The organism is Legionella steelei (assembly GCF_001468005.1).
In the GTDB taxonomy this organism is placed as follows: domain Bacteria; phylum Pseudomonadota; class Gammaproteobacteria; order Legionellales; family Legionellaceae; genus Legionella; species Legionella steelei.
The window spans coordinates 566110-588387 of sequence record NZ_LNYY01000019.1 but is presented as its reverse complement, the minus strand read 5'-3'; the positions used below and the strand labels follow the sequence as shown (position 1 = coordinate 588387).

The window sequence follows — 22278 nt, the reverse complement described above, 5'->3', positions numbered from 1 at the left end:
TTAAGTAATCAGAACCTTTTTAGATATTAACTATGGCTTACTGATTTAGTGCTTTAAGAGGAAAAAGGGCTCTAAAGAGCCCTTTTTCATTTATGCAGGATTAACAGGACATGTATAAGTTTGTCCATTTGTTGTTAAAGTAGCTTGTGTAGGCAGGCTAATAATACCGTTGGTATTGAAACCGATGTTAGGTACATATACCGGATCAGTTAGCGTCATAGTTAAATTACCATTGGTAAAAGTTGCTGTAGCATTCCAAACCCCAGTGATTGAAGTAATCCCTTTCGTCACCATGCTTAAAACTGCAGGCTTAGTCATAGGAGATTTAGTGGTAATATAGAGGTTGCAGGAACTTCCAGCCCATGGGTCTTGAGGTGTTCCCCAAGTACTACATTGTGCTTTCACTGAACAATTGTTGGCAGCAACAAAATTATATTGAATTGTTTCTTGCTGTGTTGCGTTTGCAGTAACACTCACAGTACTGTTAAATCGTGCAGTACATTGGGCATTGGAAGGTAACTGAAGAGGAGAAACACTGATTGTATAGTTACCAACAGGTAAGCTAATACTTTTAGGTGTAGTTCCTACAACCTGTACACTATTGCTACTTGACCCATAAGCATATGTTACTGTGAAGACCTGGCTTGGACTAATAGGACAATTACTATCTCCCGCCACACTTATGTTTAGGTTTCCAGTGGACTCTTGCACATATTTAACCGTAACATCGGTCTCTGTGTTTTGAGTAACAATCGCACTATTAGTTTGTGAAGGAGCATAAGTTATGCCGTCGCTGTTGGTTATTGTTGAACCTGTTAATGAATAAGTTCCAGTAGCCACATTATCTAAGCAAGTAGATGTATCAAAAGCAGTTAAAGTAAATGTATAGTGATTATTTCCTGCTGTTGCATTAATCACAGGATGTTGTGTTCCTGTATATCCTGTCGGTGTAGGAACAGTGACACACAATTTGCCAAACTGCTGAACTGGAGTTATTGCATTAAAAAGATTATGCAAATCTTGTTCTTTCCATGGGAAAAGACTGAAATCAGAATCGCTTTCTCGTAACCCTACTGGATAATCGGCATTATTAAATGTCCAGAAAAATAAATTATGGTTTATTTTTTTGCTGATTAAATAGGGTGCGACTGACTTAACAAAAAAATCTTCCCCACCTGTTGCAGGCATTTGCACATCATATCCTAACTCACCAACTACGAAGGGAAAGCCTGAATTCAATGTGAAACCAAAGTTCCAATCAAATCGAATAGGACTGTCATTTGCATCAGATTGCCATCCAGCCACTTGAGATCCATACAAGTGAGGTGCAAAAACGAGATGGCCACCATTACCATCATTGTTCACACCAAGCAACCAATCTGCAATTGCATTGGGATCAGTGCTGCTGAAATTATTGGCTTTAATTGCTTGTACCAATTGGCTTCTAAATGTAGTGACATCAAATCGTGCCACGCCATTGATCGATTGTTTCGTATCTAACAATGAGCGGAAATTTTCACCCCAGTTTGATCCAATGTTGGTTACTCGTAACATATTCGCTGGGCAACGACTTGAATCATTGCTAAGGCTAACCACATTTGAGTCATCAATTTTAGTGGAGGAAGGCAAACAAATCGTAGCTGTATTACTAAAGACTGGATCATATGGGTCATTTCCTTCAGTACCCCCTGGTCCCTCTACAAATAATAAAGTATCCACTTTGGAATCATAAACTGCTGATGCAGCTGCAGCGATGACCTTAACCCATGCAGGCTGAACTGGAGTTGTTTGCGTATTATCTTGGTACCAGAACAGTTGATGCGGCTCATTGTAAATGTCGATACCTAATATATTAGAGGGTGCACCTTTGACAAAATTTGCAATATCATCGTGATAATTTTGCAATGTATAGTCGGCAGCAACCACAGTACCAACGCGGAAATTATCTCCAAGTCCTGGACGATGATGGAAATCAAGCATCACAAGAATATTTTGTTTTTTAAATTCATTAATTGTTGTCGTTAATAAATCGGGGGCTGTTTTGGTTTGGGTACAATGCCCGCTACCATCTGCGCCCTTACTCCAATCACAAAAAGGACCATTTCCCGCTTCTTGATTATTCACATCAGTCACAGAGAAATTAAATGGAGATGATTGTACTGTTTGCGCATTGTGCCAAATTCCAGGTTGTATGGGCAAACGAATTGCTTTAAATGATACGCCATTGTCTGCACTGGTTACATTCGAGCCCGGAACTGTCCATGGTGAAGTAAGTAATTGGATTACACCACTTTGAGTACCGATAGGATTAAAGGGTACATTCCATAAACCGCCAAGAAAATTACTGTCTTGGAATCCTATCCAGGCAATACCATCAATATTGATTTGATTACCATTTGTATCATAAATATTCCCATTTTTTGTATTAAAAGCCCAGGAAGACTGAGCAACCGAAAAAATGAGCACCGTGAGTAAATAAATAAGTCTTGAATAGTTCAAAAACATATTATGCTCCATGCTATTGGTTATTAAAAAATTCGTTTATACAGAACGAAACTAATTAACCCTAAACAAAAGTACTTGATTCGTAAAGAATTTATTTAAATTTTTATAGTCATAGCGCGATGCATGGGATTATTAGACCTTAGGCCATGATCCTGGTAAAAAGGGTCATGTTCAAATTTTATTCTGCTAAAAATAGCTGCTTAGCCTAATGGAGAGCTGATTCTGAATCTTGACGAAATAAAAATGGCTATATATGAGCTTGCATTTTTTTCACTATATCTTAGGAAATTTTGTTAATACTTATTTCTTCTGTGGTAAAGGAAGGAGCACAAATAGATTGACATTCAACAGTTTTTTGCCAATGAAGATCGGAGCTTTTTAATCTATCTCCTCGCGTTTCTTCTCTTTGTGTGATAATCATTTCTGAAGCGTATAGATAAACGAATAATAGCCCATAAGTGTCTAATTTTTTCTTATAAGCTATAAATTCATCTGATCAGTATGTTGCTTGGTTTGGAAACTTTATCCCGTGTGGTGCATTTTCGATGGGATTTATGAAATTGATCACGACCCTTTTTTACCAGGATCAAGGCCGGAGGTCTATGATGTTTTTCGGGCTAACGTTAACCATTTAGTGATGATAGGATTTTTGCGGTGAAGCTGCTTCTTAGATAGAACCCGCGCGGTAATGTTTTGATTTTGTTTCCCTGAATATCATATCCATCACATAAAGACTTTCCATTTGCGGCTTTCGGTCTTACTTGCAAATATTCTCCTTTTTTTGCATCTAGACTTTCAAGATGCCCCGTACCAATTTGCAAGGACAAATAGTCCCAATCAGCCTTTAGAATGCGCTCTTGTGATTGGTCAGGTGACCATATAAAACCCTGACCAATTCTTCTTTGTGGATAGGGAATGTCCGTATCACCTTCTATTGGGATCCATAAAACTCGACTTAATTTCATGTAACATTGTGAGGTCTTCCATTCTTGTTTATGAATTGTAAGTAATGGGATGGAGGTAATGAACGTCGACTCAGTGGGTTTACCAGATTTATTAAGTGGCAGTGTTTTCAGTTCAACACCCAAGCTTTTAAAGTCCGGTAATGATTTATTTTGGGCATCAGTACCTAAAGCTAATTCAATTGCCTGCCCCACCCACCCTTTCCTCTGGCTAGGTATATCAGGAATAGACAAATTCAAACTTAAACCGAGTTGCGCAAAACTAAGACCAGCAATATCGGAGCAACGCGCAAGTAATTCAGCTTCACTATTCGGTGGTCTGTTTTTTAGCAATGAGTTCACCTTGTCCCTCTTTAATTTCAATGGAAATTGGCTCTATAGGGGGTTTAATATTTGCTGCTTTAAATTGAGTCATAATCGCAAACAATACTTTAGATTGTACTTCAATGCGTGTGTGTATCTGAACGTTAATAAAATATCGAACCTCAAACTCTAGTAAGGCTTCATCAATTTTCTTAAGGAACACTTGAGCAGGTGGATCACCAACAATCTCAGGGGTCGTAGCTAAAATATCTTGTATTAGTTGCTGGATCATTGCCGGATCATCAGAGCGACTGACTTTTATAGGTATCACTGTTCTGACAATACCGTCCTGATGTGTCCAGTTAGTAAAAGGTTTATTAAAGGTTTCTGCATTAGGAATCAATACTTCCATATTGTCCCAAGAAGAAACTCTCATAGACCGAATGCCTATATGGGAAACACGCCCTTCATGCTCACCTACAGTTACTAAATCCCCCTCTCGTACGGGTCTTTCAACAAGTAGCATCAGGCCGCCAACAACGTTGCTGGCAAAATCACGCAAACCAAATCCCATACCAACGGCAAGTCCCCCGATAATCATTGACATACCACTGAAGTCAAATCCCAATACGTGTAAAGAAACAAAACCACCTAAAAGAACAACCGCATATTGGCTAAACACGGAGAGACTGTTTCTTATTCCTGCATCTTTAGCATTTTTATACAACCAACGATAACAAAATTCGCGCGTCCATTTAGATGCCCATACAAAAGTTGCAAGCAGAATACAAAATCCTATCGTACTTGTAACCGTAATATGGATTCCGGGGATATTCACAATGGTATATTGCGCAAAAATACCTAGGCTAACCATTACCAATGAGTCAGAATGCCAGCCAAACAACTGGAATAGAACTAATATGCTTGCAACAAGTAATAAGATGCGCAGAATTTTATCCAATGGCTTTAAAAAAACCTCTATCCATAGCCATCCGTTACGCAATGAAGAAATCATTAGTTCAGAAAACAACTCTAAAGCATCGAATATCAAACCTCTTACTAGTATGTATCCAACAAGCACAAGCAGAGCATAAGCCTGATACTGACTCATATTCCATGCTAAATTAATGAATCCAAATAATCCAATTACAGCAGTGGTGAATAACGTTATAGGTACTAGAAGAACTAATAAAGAAATAGCATTTTTAACATATCTCTTTTGACTTTTTAATAAAGGACGAAGAAGGTAAGGAATGACATCCTTACTTTTCCATATTACTAAGGATACAGTCAAAATAAAGAGCATAAATAAACGGTTAAAAATGTCTTGTAGCAGTATGGATAATGGTAATGAATGACTTAAAGTCATCAAGGCAGTTGTCCATCCACCAAAAAGTAACAGCCATTTTAAACGATAATAAAGTTTGACATCTTTACCGGATGAATCGGTGATTCGCTCTAATAATACTAGGCGACCTATTAAAATTAAAATCCTAAAGGTAAACCACACTGCAATTAATTTTAACAGTAACTGATAATTAGCAAAGGAAATATGAGTTACATAAAGCAATGCCCATAGCATCGAAACGATACAAAAATAAGGCATGTTTCTTTGTATTAAAACCAAAAAACCATCGTATAGGTAGCCTGTTAAGCGAGAGCGTTCTTTATCTTGACGCAGCGTTCTTAGGAAACGGCTTATCATGAAGAAAAAGCCTGCAATAAAGACAAACCCACCCCATAAGAGCACCATGGATAAAGCGTTTAACCATAAATAGCTGTCGTAAACTTTTAAACTCAGGGTTTTAATATATTTATAAAATAAACCAGGAATAGCTGCTATCTTATTAAGAATAATCGGCCAGCTGCTGATACTGTAATCAGCAAGCGTTTGTCGCACAGACATTAATTTCTTGAGCTGAGCCTGATAGTCAGACAAATTCTTAGTGAGCAACTGTTTTTGGGCGTTCGTCTCTTTAAGTTGACGTGTTAAGATATCTTGTAACGAGCGGATTGATTTTTTTAAATCAGGCGTACCAACAAGTTTGGTTTCATTATTCAAAAAAATGCTTATTTGTTGTATTGTTTTTTCAATTTTAGAGTATTGATTTAATGCATCTTTATAAATATCTGTGATCAATTGTAGATTTTTGGTATCTGGATTTTTAAGATAAATAATATCCGCTTTTACTACGGTTCTCTGAATATTTAAGGCATTTAAATGATTTTGAATTGCTGCAATATTTTGATTGTTAATCAGTAGCATTGCCTCATAATCTGCTGACGATAATGGTTTCGCTGATTTACGGCTTTTATTGGGCTGTTTGGGGGTATTACTTTCATAAAGCGCGGCTAAACGTTTATTAAGTTGTTCTTTTAATGATTTAATTTGTACTAGTTTTTGTTCAAGTACAAAATTCGAATGCCATAATTCCAAATTTTTTATTTCATCATTAAGTGATGTTTGAAATTCTTTAGCAAGTTTTAAGTTTTCAACGATAAGTTGAGTCGTTTGCTTGTTGATATTAAGCAGATTTTCTACTTTTTCTACGCGCTCAGGAATCGATGTATTTTCCTTGGCAATGGGCATCTGTTGAAGATGCTTTAAACGTTGATTTAAATTATCTTGCTCTTTATATTGATGTTCAAGAAAACCTTCTAAACTGTCAATCTTCACACGGCTCATTGAGAGTATTGCCGACACTTGTTTCATTTTAGTGTCAAACTCCTTCTCACTTTGAAGCATTATTGGCTGTTTTGTTTCTTGAATTGATGCGGTTAAATGAGCTTTTTCTTGGGTTAAATATTCAGTAAACGTGACTGATTTCTTTGCCGGTGCAGCTACGACTATGGAGGAACAAAAAAATAAGAAAAAGAAAAAACTCAAATATCTTTGATTTTCAGTTAATAATTTTATTTTTCCTAGCAAAAAATTATTTCTGCGCGTACAAAGATCCTCTTCCAAATTAATTTCTACATCAACTGGAGGAGAGATCCCTGCCTGTGCAGGGATTAATTTTCTTACGAGGTTCGCGAGGCCTCTACTTAGTACATTATTTAGTCTGTGTAGTTGGAGCAAGTCTTATTCCTAATTCAGTTAATTGCGCGTTACCCGTAGGCGATGGCGCGTTCGTTAATAGGCACGATGCTGTTTGAGTTTTAGGAAAAGCTATGACATCTCTAATTGACGTCGAATCTGTAAGTAACATAGCTAGGCGATCGATGCCAAGAGCAATACCACCATGCGGGGGTGCTCCGTATTGTAAGGCATCCAATAAAAAGCCAAACTTTTCCTGAGCTTCTTGCTCATTAATTCCAAGCAACTCAAAAACCGTTTTTTGTAAATCGGATTGATGAATACGTATGGATCCCCCGCCAATTTCAAAGCCGTTAATGACGATATCATAAGCCTTGGCTAATGTTTGCGTGGGCTTAGCACGTAAGTGCTCGGGAGATAAATCTTTGGGTGACGTAAATGGATGATGCATCGGATTTAATTTATTGGTCTCATAATCCATTTCAAACATAGGCCAATCAACAACCCATAATAATTCCCATCCATCTTTAAGTAGTTTTCTATCATGACCAAGCTTTATTCTTAATGCCCCCATTGCTTCATTAACAATATGGTTTCTATCCGCACCAAAGAAAATAACATCGCCTGTTTTAGCTTCCGTGCGTTGTAAAATTGCCTGCACGGCCTCTTCAGAGAGAAACTTTAAAATGGGTGATTGCAAACCGGGCATTCCTTCATCTAGGTTATTTACTTTGATGTAAGCTAGCCCCTTCGCACCATAAATCCCAACAAAACGACCATAATCATCTAAATCTTTTCGGCTCAGGTCACAACCACCAGGAAGTCGTAATGCAATGACTCTGGATTCTGAATCATTTGCAGCTGTAGAAAATACTTTAAAATCACATTCTTTAACGATGTCAGCTACATCAATAAGCTCTAACGGATTGCGTAAATCGGGCTTATCACTACCAAAGCGCTGCATGGCTTCAGCATAAGACATTCTGCGTAATTTTTCAGGTAAATCCACATTAAGAATTTGTTTGAATACTGTTTTTAATAAGCCTTCGATGAGATTGAGTATGCTTTCTTCATCAATGAAAGACATCTCTATATCAAGCTGTGTAAATTCAGGTTGTCTATCGGCGCGTAAATCTTCATCACGAAAACAACGAACAATTTGGTAATATTTGTCAAAACCAGCAACCATAAGTAACTGTTTAAAAAGTTGTGGTGATTGAGGCAATGCATAAAATGATCCAGGATGAACTCGAGAAGGCACCAAATAATCACGTGCGCCCTCAGGGGTTGCTTTGGTCAGCATTGGTGTTTCAATATCAAGAAAGTCTTGCTGATTGAGATAAGTACGTATACAGCTATTTAACTGATGTCTTAGTGTCAGTTTGTGCTTCATTGATGGGCGACGCAAATCAATATAGCGATATTTATAACGTAGATCTTCATTCACAACTTGGAAATCATCAGGTAAAAATGGTGGTGTAGGTGATTGATTAAGAATTTCTAGCGCGGTACCAATTACCTCAACTGTACCAGTAGCCATCGCTGGATTAATCATCCCATCAGGTCGTTTACGTACAACACCAGTGATTTTAACAACAAACTCAGAGCGTAATTTTTCTGCGTCAGAAAAAGAGGCTTTATCTTCTGGTTCATATACTACTTGTAAGATGCCAGAGCTATCACGTATATCAAGAAATATGACACCACCATGATCTCGACGATTATGTACCCAACCACATACAATAACTTCTTTACCTAAACTTGACTCATCGACGCCCAAACAGTAGTGTGTACGCATATAAAACCGCCTATTTAAATTTTTACAAATTGTTTGCTAATGCTACCTCAGACATCGGTGGCATTACTCCTAAAGAAATTATAAATTTTAATGCTTCATCAATACTCATATCTAACTCAATAACATCATTTCTAGGAAGCATCATAAGAAAACCTGAAGTGGGGTTAGGAGTAGTTGGTACAAAGACAGAGATCAACTCTTCTTTCGTTTTATTATTTATTCCTGAATTTGCCGTCCCGGTCTGAAAAGCGATAGTCCATAATCCTTTACGTGGGTATTCTATTAAAACTACTTTTCTAAAAGCCTCACTGTTTGTTGACATTAAGGCATTAATAACTTGCTTCACTGTTTTATAAATTGACCGAACCAAGGGAATTTTAGAAAGAATGGATTCTCCCCATGCCACTAATCGTTGTCCAAAATAATTGGTAGCAATGATTCCAGTAACAAGTAGAATAATAAGGGATAAAACAACGCCTAAACCTGGAATATAATGCCCGATTAACTGTTCGGGTTGGTACGCTTTAGGAATTAAAGCCAATGTATTGTCAAGTAAGTCAATAATAAAGCGCAATACCCCTATGGTAATGAGTATGGGTAACCATACCACCAATCCAGTAAGTAAATAGCTTCTTAATGACATTGTTTTCATTTATTGTCACCGTCTTTGGTAGTTTTTGATGAAGTTGTATCTTTTGTCTTATCGACAGCAGCCGCATCGCCACTTTTAGTAGTTTCTGTAGATTTACTACTACTTTTGTTTTTAAAATCAGTCGCATACCAACCAGTGCCTTTAAGTTGAAAGCCAGCAGCAGAGATAAGTTTGACCACTGTATCCTTATAGCATACAGGGCATTGTTTAACAGGCTCATCACTAATTTTTTGCATTAAGTCAAAGTGATGATGGCAACTCGTACATTGGTATTCATAAATTGGCATCGGAAACGACTCCATTAACTACAGATAGTTCAATCTAACCAAATATTATAACGAATTCCCCAAGGATGAACAATATGTACGTCCAAGAACAAGGAGCATACATAGCTGATTATTCCTTTGAGTTATCTATATTTTTATAAATATTTTTCGTCGGTATAAAAAAGCAGCAACCAAGAAATTAAACAAAAGAAACAATATGGAATAAAATAAGCCTGCATTTTCTAGACTAAAATTTCCAAATAAATATTCTGCAATCGCTACTCGCACAACATCTTGAGATCCATCAGGCAAGGGAAGAACAAACATGGACTGTATTTTCAGTAAAATAGCATGGAAAATAAAAATAAATAGTGCATTCATGCCAAAAATCTTAAATGGTATTGACCATTTTTTATAACCTAACACATCAATAACAAAAAAACATAAGCCAAAAACTATAAGTGAAAAACCACTACTCCATAAAACAAAAGTACTTGTCCATAAATTCTTATTAATTGGAAAGTTATAACTCCATATCCAAGCCAATAAAAGAAAAAGCAAACCCATTGCGATTAAAATCGCACTTTTCTTTTGTTTACTGATTGGTGTCAATAAAAAATGTCCTGTCAAAAGCCCAGAAATAGTTGTAGCAATGGCCGGGATGGTACTTAAAAAACCTTCTGGGTCGTATGTTTTATTAAATAAATGCCCTGAGGAGAATATTTGACTATCAATATAAGCCACCCAGTTTTTTGCAATACTTAACGGATCAGCTTCAGCACCAGGGACTGGAATTTGTGTTAGTAAAAACCAATAACCAATAAGAATACCCAAAAAGGTAAGAATTTGTGCTCGAACGGAGGTATGAAGATAGAGCAGAGAACAAATGAAATAGCACACACCAATACGTTGTAAAATTCCATAGTATCTTATGGTTGATAAATTCAGCTTATTTGGAAAAACATTCAAAAGTAATCCAAAGAAAATTAACAGAAAAGTACGTGTTAAAATACTTCTGTAAAGTTGTGCTTTACTCTCCATGTCCTTATGTTTTTTCAAACTGATGACGGTTGTGATTCCTACAATAAACAGGAATCCAGGGAACACCAAGTCAGCTAAACTACATCCATTCCACTCAGCATGCGTTAATATGGGGTAAGAAACTCGCGTTCCCAGGCTATTGACTAATACCATTAATGCCATCGTTAGGCCGCGAAAAACATCCAAGGATAAGATACGATTATTTTCAGCTAAGTGGCTACTCATAAAAGGAGTTCTTAAAAAAAATACTATGATAGCAATAATATATTAAGTTGTCTTTAAACCACGTATAGGAACATCCATATGATAAACATAATGTTTAATAATTTGTTCTGCTTGTTCGCAGGTTAAGGGCTTACTGATTGCCCCTTCCATAAAATAGTGTTGGCAATCGTATTTGACTACATCTGCTTCAAAACCAGTCAAAGCAATAATGGGGACATGATGATCTGTATTTTTTTCTTTTTGACGCAACTGCTTTGCAACGACATAGCCTGAGGAATCTTCCAGCCCAATATCCATCAGAACTAAATCGTATTTTCCTGGTTGAAATAATTTTATTGCACTGTCGGCAGAATCGGCTATATCAACATGACAATGTAATGCGGTTAATAATGCCTTTTCAACATTTTGTGCAATTATATTATCTTCCACCATGAGCACAGTAGGCAAATACCCCTCATTTAATAAACTCTTCGTTGTTTGTTTATTTTCTTGTAACGCATCGGCATGGGTTTCAATTTCTTTATTTAAAGTAATATTGTTTAAAATAACAATTAATCCAATTATTTGTTTATTACGATCATACATTGGTATTCGCGATGATTGAAAATAGAAAAGCTTTCCAGAATTATCTTTAATTGGTTGTTCTTCCACATGATGCTGGGGGACTCCTGAAAAAATTACTTTCATATCATCTAATTTTAACGTCTCTATCCGCTCTTTATCCCAGTGTGCAAATTCCTCCATTTGTTGGTATGGCGACCCCTTTAAATCATTGATTGTGTTGACGCCGAGCAGTTCAACGAAATTGTTATTACATCCTTTTAGATTACATTCAGTATCTATCCAGTACACAATATTGGGCATTGAATTGATAATTTCCATATAATATTGATGTATAGAATCAATTTCATCTTGAGTCCTATTTTTAGCGTGGGATGACATGCAAATACTCCAATAATTTATCATTTCGCATGTAAATTATAGTACAGCTAAATTATTTTGATTTTTTAATTGAGAAAGAGTTTCTTGAGGAAGAGTTTTTCAATAACTTTGAGTTTTTATCTGAAGGCAACTTACCTTTCTTGTAAGTGTTCAATTAAGGGAGCAAAACAGGCGCTAATTTTTTATAACACAGTATTATATCCCCTTTCTTGTGTCAGTTTGATGTTGTTCCCCTTCTTCCGAAGTGCGATAGGACTGTTAAAGTGAAGCTAAATTTTTTGAAGAAAGATAATAGCCTTCCGGGTTTTATCGAAATAACTGTGACGCATTGCGAATGGTTTAATCAACATTTTTACATAAACCCCACTTCGCAACTTTTTGTGGGGCTGGACATCAAAATAAAGGATGAGCTAACGAATAATCCATTCTATTTGATCTTTTAAATCAATTGAAATTTCGGAGAGCTCTTCAAGTTCGTAATCCATATAGGGATTGTCAACTGAGCTAACAGATTGATGTTGTTGCATTTTTTTATCACGCTGTTGATGCAACCATAAAATCTGCGGTTTAAATAGCTGAAGTACCCCCTCTACCCATTTATCCAACACTTGCCAATAAGGATCATCAATTAAGGTTATTTTATAGTATTTCAAAAGGCGTGCACTCTCTTCAGCATTGTACCAAATTTCGGAGGTTACCCAACGATTAACAGTAAACAGGCGTATGGGTTGTCCTAGTTGATTCATGCCAATGGCAATTAGATGAGTCATGGGATTATCGATATACCTATCCCAATCAGCTAAAGGTGCGGGTTTAATCCTTTTAGGTATATATTTATAGCGTAAAAAACAATGAAAATGACCATGCTCTGTGCTTTCGTAATTTTCTCTATGGCAGTGATAAAAATATTGAGCCCCAGTTGTGTGGTCTATGCGATCACCAGGCGGATAGTGGCTCATATGTTCAAAACGACGTTTCTTCTTTAAAGCATAATGAAGAATGTTTTTACCCTTGTTTGTTGTCATTAGTTGTTGCGATTCTAAAACTTGTTTGGCGTAATTCAAATAAATGCCTTTATGCCACTTACTTAGTTTGGGCAAGGTAAAATCTGGATGGGTAATCATATTTTTTACTTCTTGAAGAAAAAAGAAGAGGTAGTAGAAACTACCTCTTTTAAAAAATAAAGACTACAGATTACTCACCAGAGCAACCTTTGCAGCCTTTGCAACCTTTACAACCTTTACAGCCAGCGCAACCTTTGCAGCCCTTGCAACCTTTGCAAGTACTTGTAGGAGCAGTAGTAGATGCGTCATCTGCATAAGCAACTGAAACTACAGGAGCTGCTAATACAGTTAATAGAGCAGCTACAGCTATTGTTGATTTTTTCATAATTTTACTTCCTTGATAGTTAATGATTTTTAACCCAATTAGATATTAGCAAAGAAATTGGAGTTTTTCTTCTTTTTTTAAAAAAAATTTTTATTTTCATACATTTTATCGCGAGTAAGACAGTAAATTTAGTATATAAAATTATGACAGCTCTTTTTTCGAAACCAATAAAAAAAACCTATCCAACATTCTTGCACTTAAAAGCCATTTTAAAGAAATCATAAGATGGGCAGGAAAAGTTACTGGATATTTGACCTTTGGTCTTTTGGATTCAATTGCATGAATGAATTTATCAATTACCGCATCAGTTTTCCGGGTAAAAACTGAATCAGATTTCTTTTGTTTAAAGGTTGTGAGCATCCGTTCATATTGTTTGCGGAACTGGCTATTTTGTATATCGACCATACTCAATGAGTTATCAACACAATTATCTCGAAAACGGCTTTCTATTGGCCCTGGCTCTATAGTAATAACGTCAATACCTGATGATTTCAATTCAAGCCTTAGCGTATCACTTATCCCCTCTACGGCATACTTTGAGGCATTATAGGCACCGCGAAATGGCATACTGATAATACCCAAGATCGAACTAAGATTAATAAGACGACCAGCGCCTTGCTTTCTCATGACTGGAATAGCAAGATTGGTTAGCTCGACTAACCCAAAAACGTTCGTTTCAAATTGTGCACGTAATACATCACGCGAAATATCTTCTAAAGCTCCTGCCTGACCATATCCAGCATTATTGATCAGCACGTCTAAACGACCTTCTGTTTTAGCCATAACCTCAGTAAATGCACGTTGAATTGAAGCAGAATCAGAAACATCCAGTTGAACTGCCTCTACGCCCATATCCAATAATTTTTGGACATCCTCCTGTTTTCTACAAGACCCAATAACTCTATGTCCTCTTTTCTTCAGAGCAAAAACTGCATCAAAGCCAATACCGGTAGAACAACCTGTAATTAAAATTATTTTTTCCTTCATAAATTAAATCTCCAAATTGTTCGTGAATATTAGAGTCTATTTATAATCTATAATTCTTAATGTAACAACATCAAGAGGGATTGCATCATGGAAAAAGTTAGCATCCGAAGTTACAAAAATATCTCGCGTCTTTTTTTGTCTTTGATAATACTTATAGGTTTTTTCTACAGTAGCATAGTTAAAGCAGATACATCACCTTCACAATTACCGGGTCAGCAACTTGCTTATTTTATTGGATATCATTCTGGTGGCTATTATGAACCACCACCATATTACTATCATCGTCATCATCGAAGCGTGTTTTGGACACCATGGAGATATGTAGGTCACGGATGTCGCAAAAGCTGTCTGATTGATCGCTGGAGTGGCCATGTGATTCGTTGTAGAAGAATTTGTCGATAGCTGAGGAGGAGTGATTTCATTTTTGCATTGTAAGCCTGGGTGCAGCGCACCGAAACCCGGGTTACGGCTTCGCCTACAGCATTGCTGTACTGCCATACCAATTTGAACAAAAATCACACATAAAGTCGCTGCTCTTAAGCAAAATAATCAACCAACCCTTTCATTTTCCCTTTATTCTTCAAGGGAGTTACTCCAATTTCATCTTCAAAAGTTTGAGTGAGTTGTTCTTGTGTACTATCATTTTGCTGAGAAAACCGTCGTGGGTTGGCATCAGAATCAATCTGTACTTCAGACAAATTTAAACCTTGATCAGCCATCATCGCCTGTAATCTTGGTAACGATTGGTCAATGATGTCTCGCACATGATGGTTATGCGTTACTATATTTATTGAAGCAGTATCATTTGTCACTTTAATGTTGATCTCTAGTGGCCCCAAATACTCAGGATTTATTTTAATTACGGCACTTTTAACGTCTTGCTGACCAAGCCAAATAATCTGATCAGAAAATTGTTTCGACCATTCGGGTTTATCGACTTCTATGGGTATCATTAGCGTTTGAGATACATTATCTAAAATAGGTGTGCGACCTTCCATAGACACATCAACACGCGCTTCATTTGTTACTACTTGCCCCATCAGTTGTAATTTTGCCCCATCAGTATTTTCGATTGCAAAAGACGATAGCGTAGTAGTAGATGTAAGATGAGGCACTGCTTTTTCCTTTTCATTTACTAATGATTGAAATGAAATGGTTTGATTTGTATTTTTTTCCTCTAAAGGACTTTCCAAATCGCTCAATTTGGATTCTAAGTGTATATTAGATGTCATTAATTCCATTTTTTTACTGTAAGGCACTGAGTTTTTCAAATCTTTACTGTTTTCAATAGGTTCTGCTGGGCTTAGTAATGTATTTGTAATAATTTGTGGCAACTCTGAATTTACAATCAGATCAGTATCTTGCAGTAAACTGCTCCTAACTTCGACTACAGCAGGTTGTTGTTCTAACGCTTGTATATCACTTTCCTGAATATCTTTTTCAATGTTTTTAAGTACATCAATTTGTTGTATTTCTTCGATTAAAGCATCATTTCTTGAGATCGTTTCATCAGCTTGTATTTGACTTTCTTTAATTTGTACTGACGTAGGTAACAGCTTTTCTTCATTTTGCTCTGGACACTTTAACAGGTCAATTGGATTATATTCCTGTTCAGGGGCGCGATTTTTTTCAATTTCCTGCTGATAATATTGAGAGCTAATCCAAGAAACAGCAACATTATTTTCCATCTCATGGATAGTTTGCTTCTCGCTATCTTCCTCCACGCTCTCTTCTGTTTCTGCATTAACTATTTCTGAGCTAGACTGATTAAGTTCTCCTGTAACTTCATTTGCTTCCTGATAATTAGATATCTTTTCTACAACATGGGATAACAATAAAATGAACGCATTTGGATCTTTGAGATCGATTGTTGGTAAAGGATTTTGAATACCACTTTGAGTTTTTTCTACTGGTCCTGTCAAAATATCGCCATCTATGAGATTGTCGCATGACGAATTATTAGAGAAAAAGTCAGCAAACCCTGGTAGGTTTAATAGTGCATTCAAGTCGGTCATTCTAACTCCCAATACTTTTGATTATTGAATGCAATATCCGTACCAATTGATAACTTTATGCTAAGACAATTAAGTTCATGTTAATTAATATTGCTTGAGTGTAAAGGCAAGCAAGAGCCTCTGTTTCCTTACTTACAATGGATGCTAACCTTGTTTGTACTTATATTTTAAGAGCATCATCATGACTTTTTTTACTAAAAAAAAAACACACGCATCTGTTTTACAAACAATAGCAAACGCTAAGCAGTTATTGGCTCATATATCAGAGGACGATAAATATGCTTTTCTTATTCTTTTAGCACAGCGAACCGAAGATTTTGAGAATGCGCTCAAAAATATTACAGATCCTAATGAAAAACAAAGAATATTAGAACAATATGCTCGTTTTGCTAAAACAGTTGTCTCTTGTTTATCTCAACCACGCTATACAAATTCTTATACCAGCAGTTATTTTAACAGCAGAGATTATTATGCAGTAGGAATTACTGAACGGGTCAAAGAGCCTATACGACATAATGTGTCACTCGGCGCAACTATTTTGGGAGCGATACTTGTTTTGGCATCAATCATTGCATTTCCTTACATGCCGATCTTAAGCGCCATCTTATTTCCAATAGGTCTTACGATGTTAGCCCCTGGAGTGATCTCTTTGATGACGCCAAGCCCACTTGATCCGATAGCCAAACAACAGGAAGAAAAGATGATCTTTCAGTCTGGTGCGAAATTAATTGACCCCGCAGTCTCTTTTGATGAAGTTCCAAGAAATGAAGGAGCCTTCCCCCTTGTGGCAATGTAAAAAGTTCTGACCTAATTTAATCAGAACTCATGGAATTTTCTTAAAATTGAGCTATCATTCAGTTTTTGATTTCAGGAGTTCCTTATGAAAGTAGGTCGTGACAGCTTATCGACAAAATCTCAATTGCACGTAGATGGGAAAACTTATCATTATTTCAGTCTTAAAGAAGTCGAACAAAAAAAATTTAAAGGAATCAGCCGCCTTCCATATTCCCTCAAAGTTCTTCTTGAAAATTTATTACGTTTTGAAGACGATAACACAGTAACCACCAAAGATATTAAGGCTATTGCTGATTGGCTGCATGATAAAACATCACAACATGAAATCGCGTTTAGACCCGCACGCGTATTGATGCAAGACTTCACTGGAGTTCCTGCTGTAGTTGATTTAGCGGCCATGCGGAATGCAATCGCTCAATTGGGCGGTAATCCTGATAAAATCGCGCCTTTATCACCCGTTGATTTGGTGATCGATCACTCAGTTATGGTCGACAAATTTGCCAGCACTGACGCATTAGCTGTAAATACTGAAATTGAAATGAAGCGAAATAATGAGCGCTATGAGTTTCTGCGTTGGGGTCAAAAAGCATTTGATAATTTCCAGGTTGTTCCTCCTGGAACAGGTATTTGTCATCAGGTAAATCTTGAGTACTTGGGAAAAACCGTATGGAGCAGCAGTGACAATGGTGCTTTATATGCTTATCCCGATACATTAGTCGGTACAGACTCCCATACAACCATGATAAATGGCTTAGGTGTGCTCGGATGGGGTGTGGGAGGTATTGAGGCCGAAGCAGCAATGTTAGGGCAACCTGTATCCATGTTGATTCCTGAAGTGATTGGCTTCAAATTGCATGGAAAAATGAACGAAGGGATTACAGCAACTGACCTGGTGCTTACAGTAACGCAAATGCTTAGAAAAAAAGGAGTTGTAGGTAAGTTTGTTGAATTTTATGGACCCGGTTTAAGTGATTTACCTCTTGCTGATCGCGCCACAATCTCTAATATGGCACCCGAATATGGCGCTACATGTGGATTTTTCCCTGTAGATAAAGAAACAATTCGCTATCTTGAATTAACTGGCCGTGATAAACACACTGTTGCTTTGGTTGAAGCTTATGCTAAAGCACAAGGAATGTGGTATGACAAGGACAGTGAAGATCCTGTATTCACTGATACTTTAGAACTCGATTTGAGTACTATAGTCCCCTCATTGGCAGGTCCTAAACGACCTCAGGATAAAGTCACTTTAAGTACTTTACCTACAGAATTTGATGCATTCCTTAAAGAAGCTGGAAAGGAACAGGAAAAAAATACTTCTTTTGCAGTGAAAAATCATGATTTTCAAATGAAACACGGCAATGTAGTCATTGCTGCCATAACCAGTTGTACGAATACATCTAATCCAAGTGTCCTTATGGCTGCCGGGTTAGTGGCTAAAAAAGCAATTGAAAAAGGGTTACAGCGTAAACCTTGGGTTAAATCTTCTTTAGCCCCCGGCTCAAAAGTCGTCACAGATTATCTCAAACAAGCTGGATTACAAACTTATCTAGATCAATTAGGTTTTAATTTAGTGGGTTATGGTTGTACAACGTGTATTGGTAACTCTGGTCCACTACCTGATGCTATTTCGCACAGCGTTAGTGACAATGATCTTGTTGTTTCTGCTGTTTTATCAGGAAACCGTAATTTTGAAGGACGTGTACATCCTCAAGTCAGAGCAAATTGGTTAGCATCACCACCACTAGTAGTTGCCTATGCCCTTTGCGGTACTACTACTATTGATCTCAGCAAAGAGCCCATAGGTAAAGACAATAAAGGCAATGACGTATACCTAAAAGATATTTGGCCATCAAATGCTGAAATTGCGGCTGAAGTTTCTAAGGTTACTGGTGGTATGTTCCGCAAAGAATATGCAGAAGTATTCCTTGGTGACGAACACTGGCAAACGATTAAAACAAGCAGTGGAAAAACCTATGAATGGGATGCGCATTCAACATACATCCAGCACCCACCCTTTTTTGACAACTTAAAAACTAAGCCTGATCCAATTAAGCCTATTAAACAAGCATATGTCCTTGCTTTATTTGGTGACTCAATTACAACGGATCATATCTCTCCAGCCGGCTCGATCAAAGCGAGTTCCCCTGCTGGCTTGTATTTAAAATCCAAAGGGGTTGATGAAAAAGAGTTTAACTCCTACGGTTCTCGTCGCGGTAACCATGAAGTAATGATGCGAGGTACGTTTGCTAATATCCGTATTCGCAATGAAATGACGCCGGGACAAGAGGGCGGTATCACCCGTTATATTCCTTCAGGCGAAGTAATGCCTATTTATGATGCAGCAATGCTTTATCAAAACAATCACCATGATCTTGTAATCATTGCGGGTAAAGAATATGGTACAGGCTCATCAAGAGATTGGGCTGCAAAAGGCACCAATTTACTTGGGGTCAAAGCAGTAATCACTGAAAGTTTTGAACGGATTCACCGCTCAAACTTGATTGGCATGGGGGTTTTACCATTACAGTTCTGTGATGGTATGACGCGTAAAACATTGGAGTTGCAAGGAGATGAGCGCATCAGTATTGATGTGTCTGATTCTTTAAAACCTGGTTCAATGGTTCCAGTAACTATTGAACGAGCCAATGGCAAAGTTGAGCAGATTAATGCATTATGTCGCATCGATACTGCGGACGAACTAGAATACTATAAAAATGGTGGTATTCTACAATATGTTCTCAGAAATCTGTGTGCTTAATATGCTCATGATATATTCTCAGTTGGGTCTCTGGCCCAACTGCAGCATCATTGAGTTAGCTCGATATGATCATTTATTTGAGTTAAAATCCAAATCTATTTTTTAGTAAAATTTCATAAACAATAACACTGACGTCCAAGGTTATTTGCGGTCTGATTATACCGCGTTTGGTAAGGATTAATTCATGAATCACCCTAAAAAGGTTCTAAGCGTTTTTTCTTTAGTAATGATTAACGTCATTGCTGTTGATAGCTTACGTACTTTGCCTATTAGCGCCAAACTAGGCCTTACATTAGTCTCGTATTATGTTGTAGCAGCGTTTGCTTTTTTTATTCCTGTATCTTTAGTAGCTGCTGAATTAGCGACTTCTTATCCTGAAACAGGTGGAATTTACATATGGGTTCGTGAAGCATTCGGTAAACGTGCAGCTTTTATTACTATTTGGCTTCAATGGATATATAACGTGGTTTGGTATCCAACAATACTCGCCTTTATCGCAGCCACCCTCTCCTATTTAATTTCCCCAGAACTTGGAAATAATAAGTATTATTTGTTAGGTACTGTGCTTGTTCTGTTTTGGGTATTTACAATACTTAATTGCTTTGGAATGAAAATATCAAGCATAGTCAGTACGATCGGAGCAACATTAGGCACTATATTCCCTATGCTTTTTATTATTATATTAGCAGTGCTTTGGGCTGTTCAAGGAAAGCCCACGATGGTCGGCTATCCCTCGACGTGGTTACCTGATTTCAGCTCTGTAGGTAATTTATCGTTATTTGCAGTGGTATTATTTGGACTACTGGGTATGGAGATGTCAGCTGTCCATGCTGAAGAAGTAAAAAATCCCCAACGGGATTATCCCAAAGCCCTTCTTTATTCAACTATTTTAGTAATTGCTACACTTTCTCTTGGCTCAATGGCCATTGTGATTGTGGTCCCAAATGACAGTCTAAGCGTTGTTTCAGGACTGATTGATGCATATGCTGTTTTTTTCAACTCGTATAATATGCCCTGGATGACCTCAATCATTGCCGTTTTAATTATCTTAGGTGGCCTCAGCGGCGTTTCTGCATGGATTATTGGGCCAACAAAAGGATTAATGGTCTCAGCACGTGACGGATCTTTACCTGCTAAGTTTGCTCATACCAATAAATATGGCGCTCCCACAACCATTCTCTTTACACAAGCTATTATTTTTACCGTTTTAAGCTCTGCGTTTATTTTGTTACATTCAATTAATGCGGCGTATTGGATGTTGAGTGATCTCTGTGCACAAATGGCTTTATTAGTTTATGTTTTTATGTTTGCTGCAGCCATTAAGTTAAGATACAGTAAACCAAACCTACACCGTGGCTACGTTGTCCCTGGTGGTAATATAGTTATGTGGTTATTATGCATTGTTGGAACTCTCTGCTGTCTTACAGCAATTGTTATTGGTTTTGTACCGCCAACACAAATACCAATAGGTAATGTATTTGTTTTTGAATCATTTTTAATCGGCGGATTAATTTTATTTGTATTAATTCCCTGGTTTCTTGCTAAAAAACATTAGTATATTTTTAATACGTAGCCTGGGTGAAAGCGTCGCTGTAACCCGGGGTTCGCTGCGCAACACCCAAGTTACACTGATTGTTTATGCAAAGAAATCAATTACCGCTTGATTCCACTGTTCAGGTTTTTCTAAATTAGACAAGTGCCCTGCATTCGGTAAAATAATTAATTGGCTATTTTTTGCAAGTGAATGCATATCAATACTTTGCTGTGGTGGAATGACCTTATCCATCTCACTGGTAATAATTAATATAGGTAGCATTGTTGTTGTAAGTAAAGATACAGTAGCATCACGAAGTGCCATACCGCGTAAGGCAGATGCTATCGCTGTTGGTTTTTGCAGATTTAAAATATGATACAGATAAGTTTTTGTTTGCGGTGATGCATCAGGCGAAAGCGCCTTTGTCATAAACCCATCAATCAGATTGGCTGTTCCATGTTCAAGAACATCAAGTGCTGTTTGTTCACGAGTGGCTCTTGTTTCAGGGCTATCTGCCACCGCTTGGGTATTAGAAAGAACTAATCCTAGCGTTTGATTTGGGTATTTCCCCAAAAAAGCAAGAGCAATGTATCCCCCCATTGATTCCCCTGCAATGATTGCTTTATCAATCTTTAAGTAATCTAATAATTCTTTTACTTCAAGCGCATATTCTGACATAGAAATTGCTTTGCCATCGACAGTGGATGATTGACCAAATCCCCATAAATCCAGGGTAATGACGCGGAAATGTTCTTTAAGACCCTGTTGTTGGCCCTGCCACAATCGTTGATCTGTAGGAAATGCATGAATTAATACAAGTGGCTTACCATGCCCAATATCAGTATATGAAATAAATTGGTTTGTATGAGGAAGAGCGAGTGTTGTCGCAAATAAAAGCGGATTAAAAAAAACAAATAAAATAGAAATTAAAAAAAAGTGCAATACAGAGAATATCCTATTCATTAATTACTCCATTCATTGCTCGTTGTATCTTCAGTTTGCTCTGGAAATACCGGGGTTCCTTTGAGGAGGTACAATATTCTCCATCAAAGGACTCCCTTTATTG

17 protein-coding genes are annotated in these 22278 nt (G+C 37.3%); 4 read left to right on the top strand and 13 right to left on the bottom strand.

The annotated features are described in order from the left end of the window. Window positions 1-90: 90 nt before the first annotated feature. The 11 genes from Lste_RS06805 to Lste_RS06755 all read right to left on the bottom strand — a co-directional run bounded on the left by Lste_RS06805 (window position 91) and on the right by Lste_RS06755 (window position 14107). A complete protein-coding gene (locus Lste_RS06805; protein ID WP_058510298.1) occupies window positions 91-2505 on the bottom strand; it encodes a cellulase family glycosylhydrolase in 2415 nt (804 codons plus the stop codon). A gap of 623 nt (window positions 2506-3128) precedes the next feature. Then, complete coding sequence (gene mutH, locus Lste_RS06800) at window positions 3129-3809, bottom strand: DNA mismatch repair endonuclease MutH (RefSeq protein ID WP_058510297.1); 681 nt, start codon at window positions 3807-3809, stop codon at window positions 3129-3131. Continuing rightward, window positions 3775-6849, bottom strand: a complete 3075-nt coding sequence (locus Lste_RS06795) for a mechanosensitive ion channel domain-containing protein (RefSeq protein ID WP_058510296.1) — start codon at window positions 6847-6849, stop codon at window positions 3775-3777. Before Lste_RS06795 ends, mutH begins: the two co-directional genes overlap by 35 nt. Continuing rightward, window positions 6824-8605 (bottom strand): aspartate--tRNA ligase, encoded by a 1782-nt coding sequence (aspS, locus tag Lste_RS06790; RefSeq protein WP_058510295.1) that lies wholly within the window; start codon window positions 8603-8605, stop codon window positions 6824-6826. The genes Lste_RS06795 and aspS overlap by 26 nt, the downstream gene beginning before the upstream one ends. 22 nt (window positions 8606-8627) lie before the next feature. Beyond that, entirely contained in the window at window positions 8628-9257 is a 630-nt protein-coding gene (locus Lste_RS06785) for a DUF502 domain-containing protein (protein ID WP_058510294.1), read from the bottom strand. Continuing rightward, window positions 9254-9544 (bottom strand): FmdB family zinc ribbon protein, encoded by a 291-nt coding sequence (locus Lste_RS06780; RefSeq protein WP_058510293.1) that lies wholly within the window; start codon window positions 9542-9544, stop codon window positions 9254-9256. Before Lste_RS06780 ends, Lste_RS06785 begins: the two co-directional genes overlap by 4 nt. Before the next feature lie 126 nt (window positions 9545-9670). Beyond that, window positions 9671-10789, bottom strand: a complete 1119-nt coding sequence (locus tag Lste_RS06775; RefSeq protein WP_058510292.1) for an acyltransferase family protein — start codon at window positions 10787-10789, stop codon at window positions 9671-9673. A gap of 42 nt (window positions 10790-10831) precedes the next feature. Then, window positions 10832-11731, bottom strand: coding sequence for a response regulator (locus tag Lste_RS06770; RefSeq protein WP_058510291.1), 900 nt, complete (start codon window positions 11729-11731; stop codon window positions 10832-10834). Window positions 11732-12141: 410 nt separating this feature from the next. After that, window positions 12142-12855, bottom strand: a complete 714-nt coding sequence (locus tag Lste_RS06765; RefSeq protein ID WP_058510290.1) for a DUF6969 family protein — start codon at window positions 12853-12855, stop codon at window positions 12142-12144. 70 nt (window positions 12856-12925) lie between these two features. Then, entirely contained in the window at window positions 12926-13120 is a 195-nt protein-coding gene (locus Lste_RS19570; protein ID WP_058510289.1) for a hypothetical protein, read from the bottom strand. Window positions 13121-13261: 141 nt separating this feature from the next. Further along, window positions 13262-14107, bottom strand: a complete 846-nt coding sequence (locus Lste_RS06755) for an SDR family NAD(P)-dependent oxidoreductase (protein ID WP_058510288.1) — start codon at window positions 14105-14107, stop codon at window positions 13262-13264. A gap of 87 nt (window positions 14108-14194) precedes the next feature. Here Lste_RS06755 and Lste_RS18720 point away from each other — a divergent pair, with 87 nt between their 5' ends. Continuing rightward, window positions 14195-14509 carry a hypothetical protein gene (locus Lste_RS18720; RefSeq protein ID WP_083503925.1) on the top strand — a complete coding sequence of 105 codons (315 nt, stop codon included), beginning with the start codon at window positions 14195-14197 and terminating at the stop codon, window positions 14507-14509. 134 nt (window positions 14510-14643) lie between these two features. Here Lste_RS18720 and Lste_RS06750 read toward each other — a convergent pair whose 3' ends face one another. Then, entirely contained in the window at window positions 14644-16113 is a 1470-nt protein-coding gene (locus Lste_RS06750) for a flagellar hook-length control protein FliK (RefSeq protein ID WP_162264135.1), read from the bottom strand. A gap of 190 nt (window positions 16114-16303) precedes the next feature. Between Lste_RS06750 and Lste_RS06745 the strand changes: the two genes are divergently transcribed. The 3 genes from Lste_RS06745 to Lste_RS06735 all read left to right on the top strand — a co-directional run bounded on the left by Lste_RS06745 (window position 16304) and on the right by Lste_RS06735 (window position 21233). After that, complete coding sequence (locus Lste_RS06745; RefSeq protein WP_058510286.1) at window positions 16304-16918, top strand: lpg1689 family Dot/Icm T4SS effector; 615 nt, start codon at window positions 16304-16306, stop codon at window positions 16916-16918. A gap of 84 nt (window positions 16919-17002) precedes the next feature. After that, entirely contained in the window at window positions 17003-19678 is a 2676-nt protein-coding gene (gene acnA / locus Lste_RS06740; RefSeq protein ID WP_058510285.1) for an aconitate hydratase AcnA, read from the top strand. Window positions 19679-19862: 184 nt separating this feature from the next. Beyond that, entirely contained in the window at window positions 19863-21233 is a 1371-nt protein-coding gene (locus Lste_RS06735) for an APC family permease (protein ID WP_058510284.1), read from the top strand. A gap of 81 nt (window positions 21234-21314) precedes the next feature. Here Lste_RS06735 and Lste_RS06730 read toward each other — a convergent pair whose 3' ends face one another. Further along, window positions 21315-22175, bottom strand: coding sequence for an alpha/beta fold hydrolase (locus Lste_RS06730; RefSeq protein WP_058510283.1), 861 nt, complete (start codon window positions 22173-22175; stop codon window positions 21315-21317). Window positions 22176-22278 lie beyond the last annotated feature (103 nt).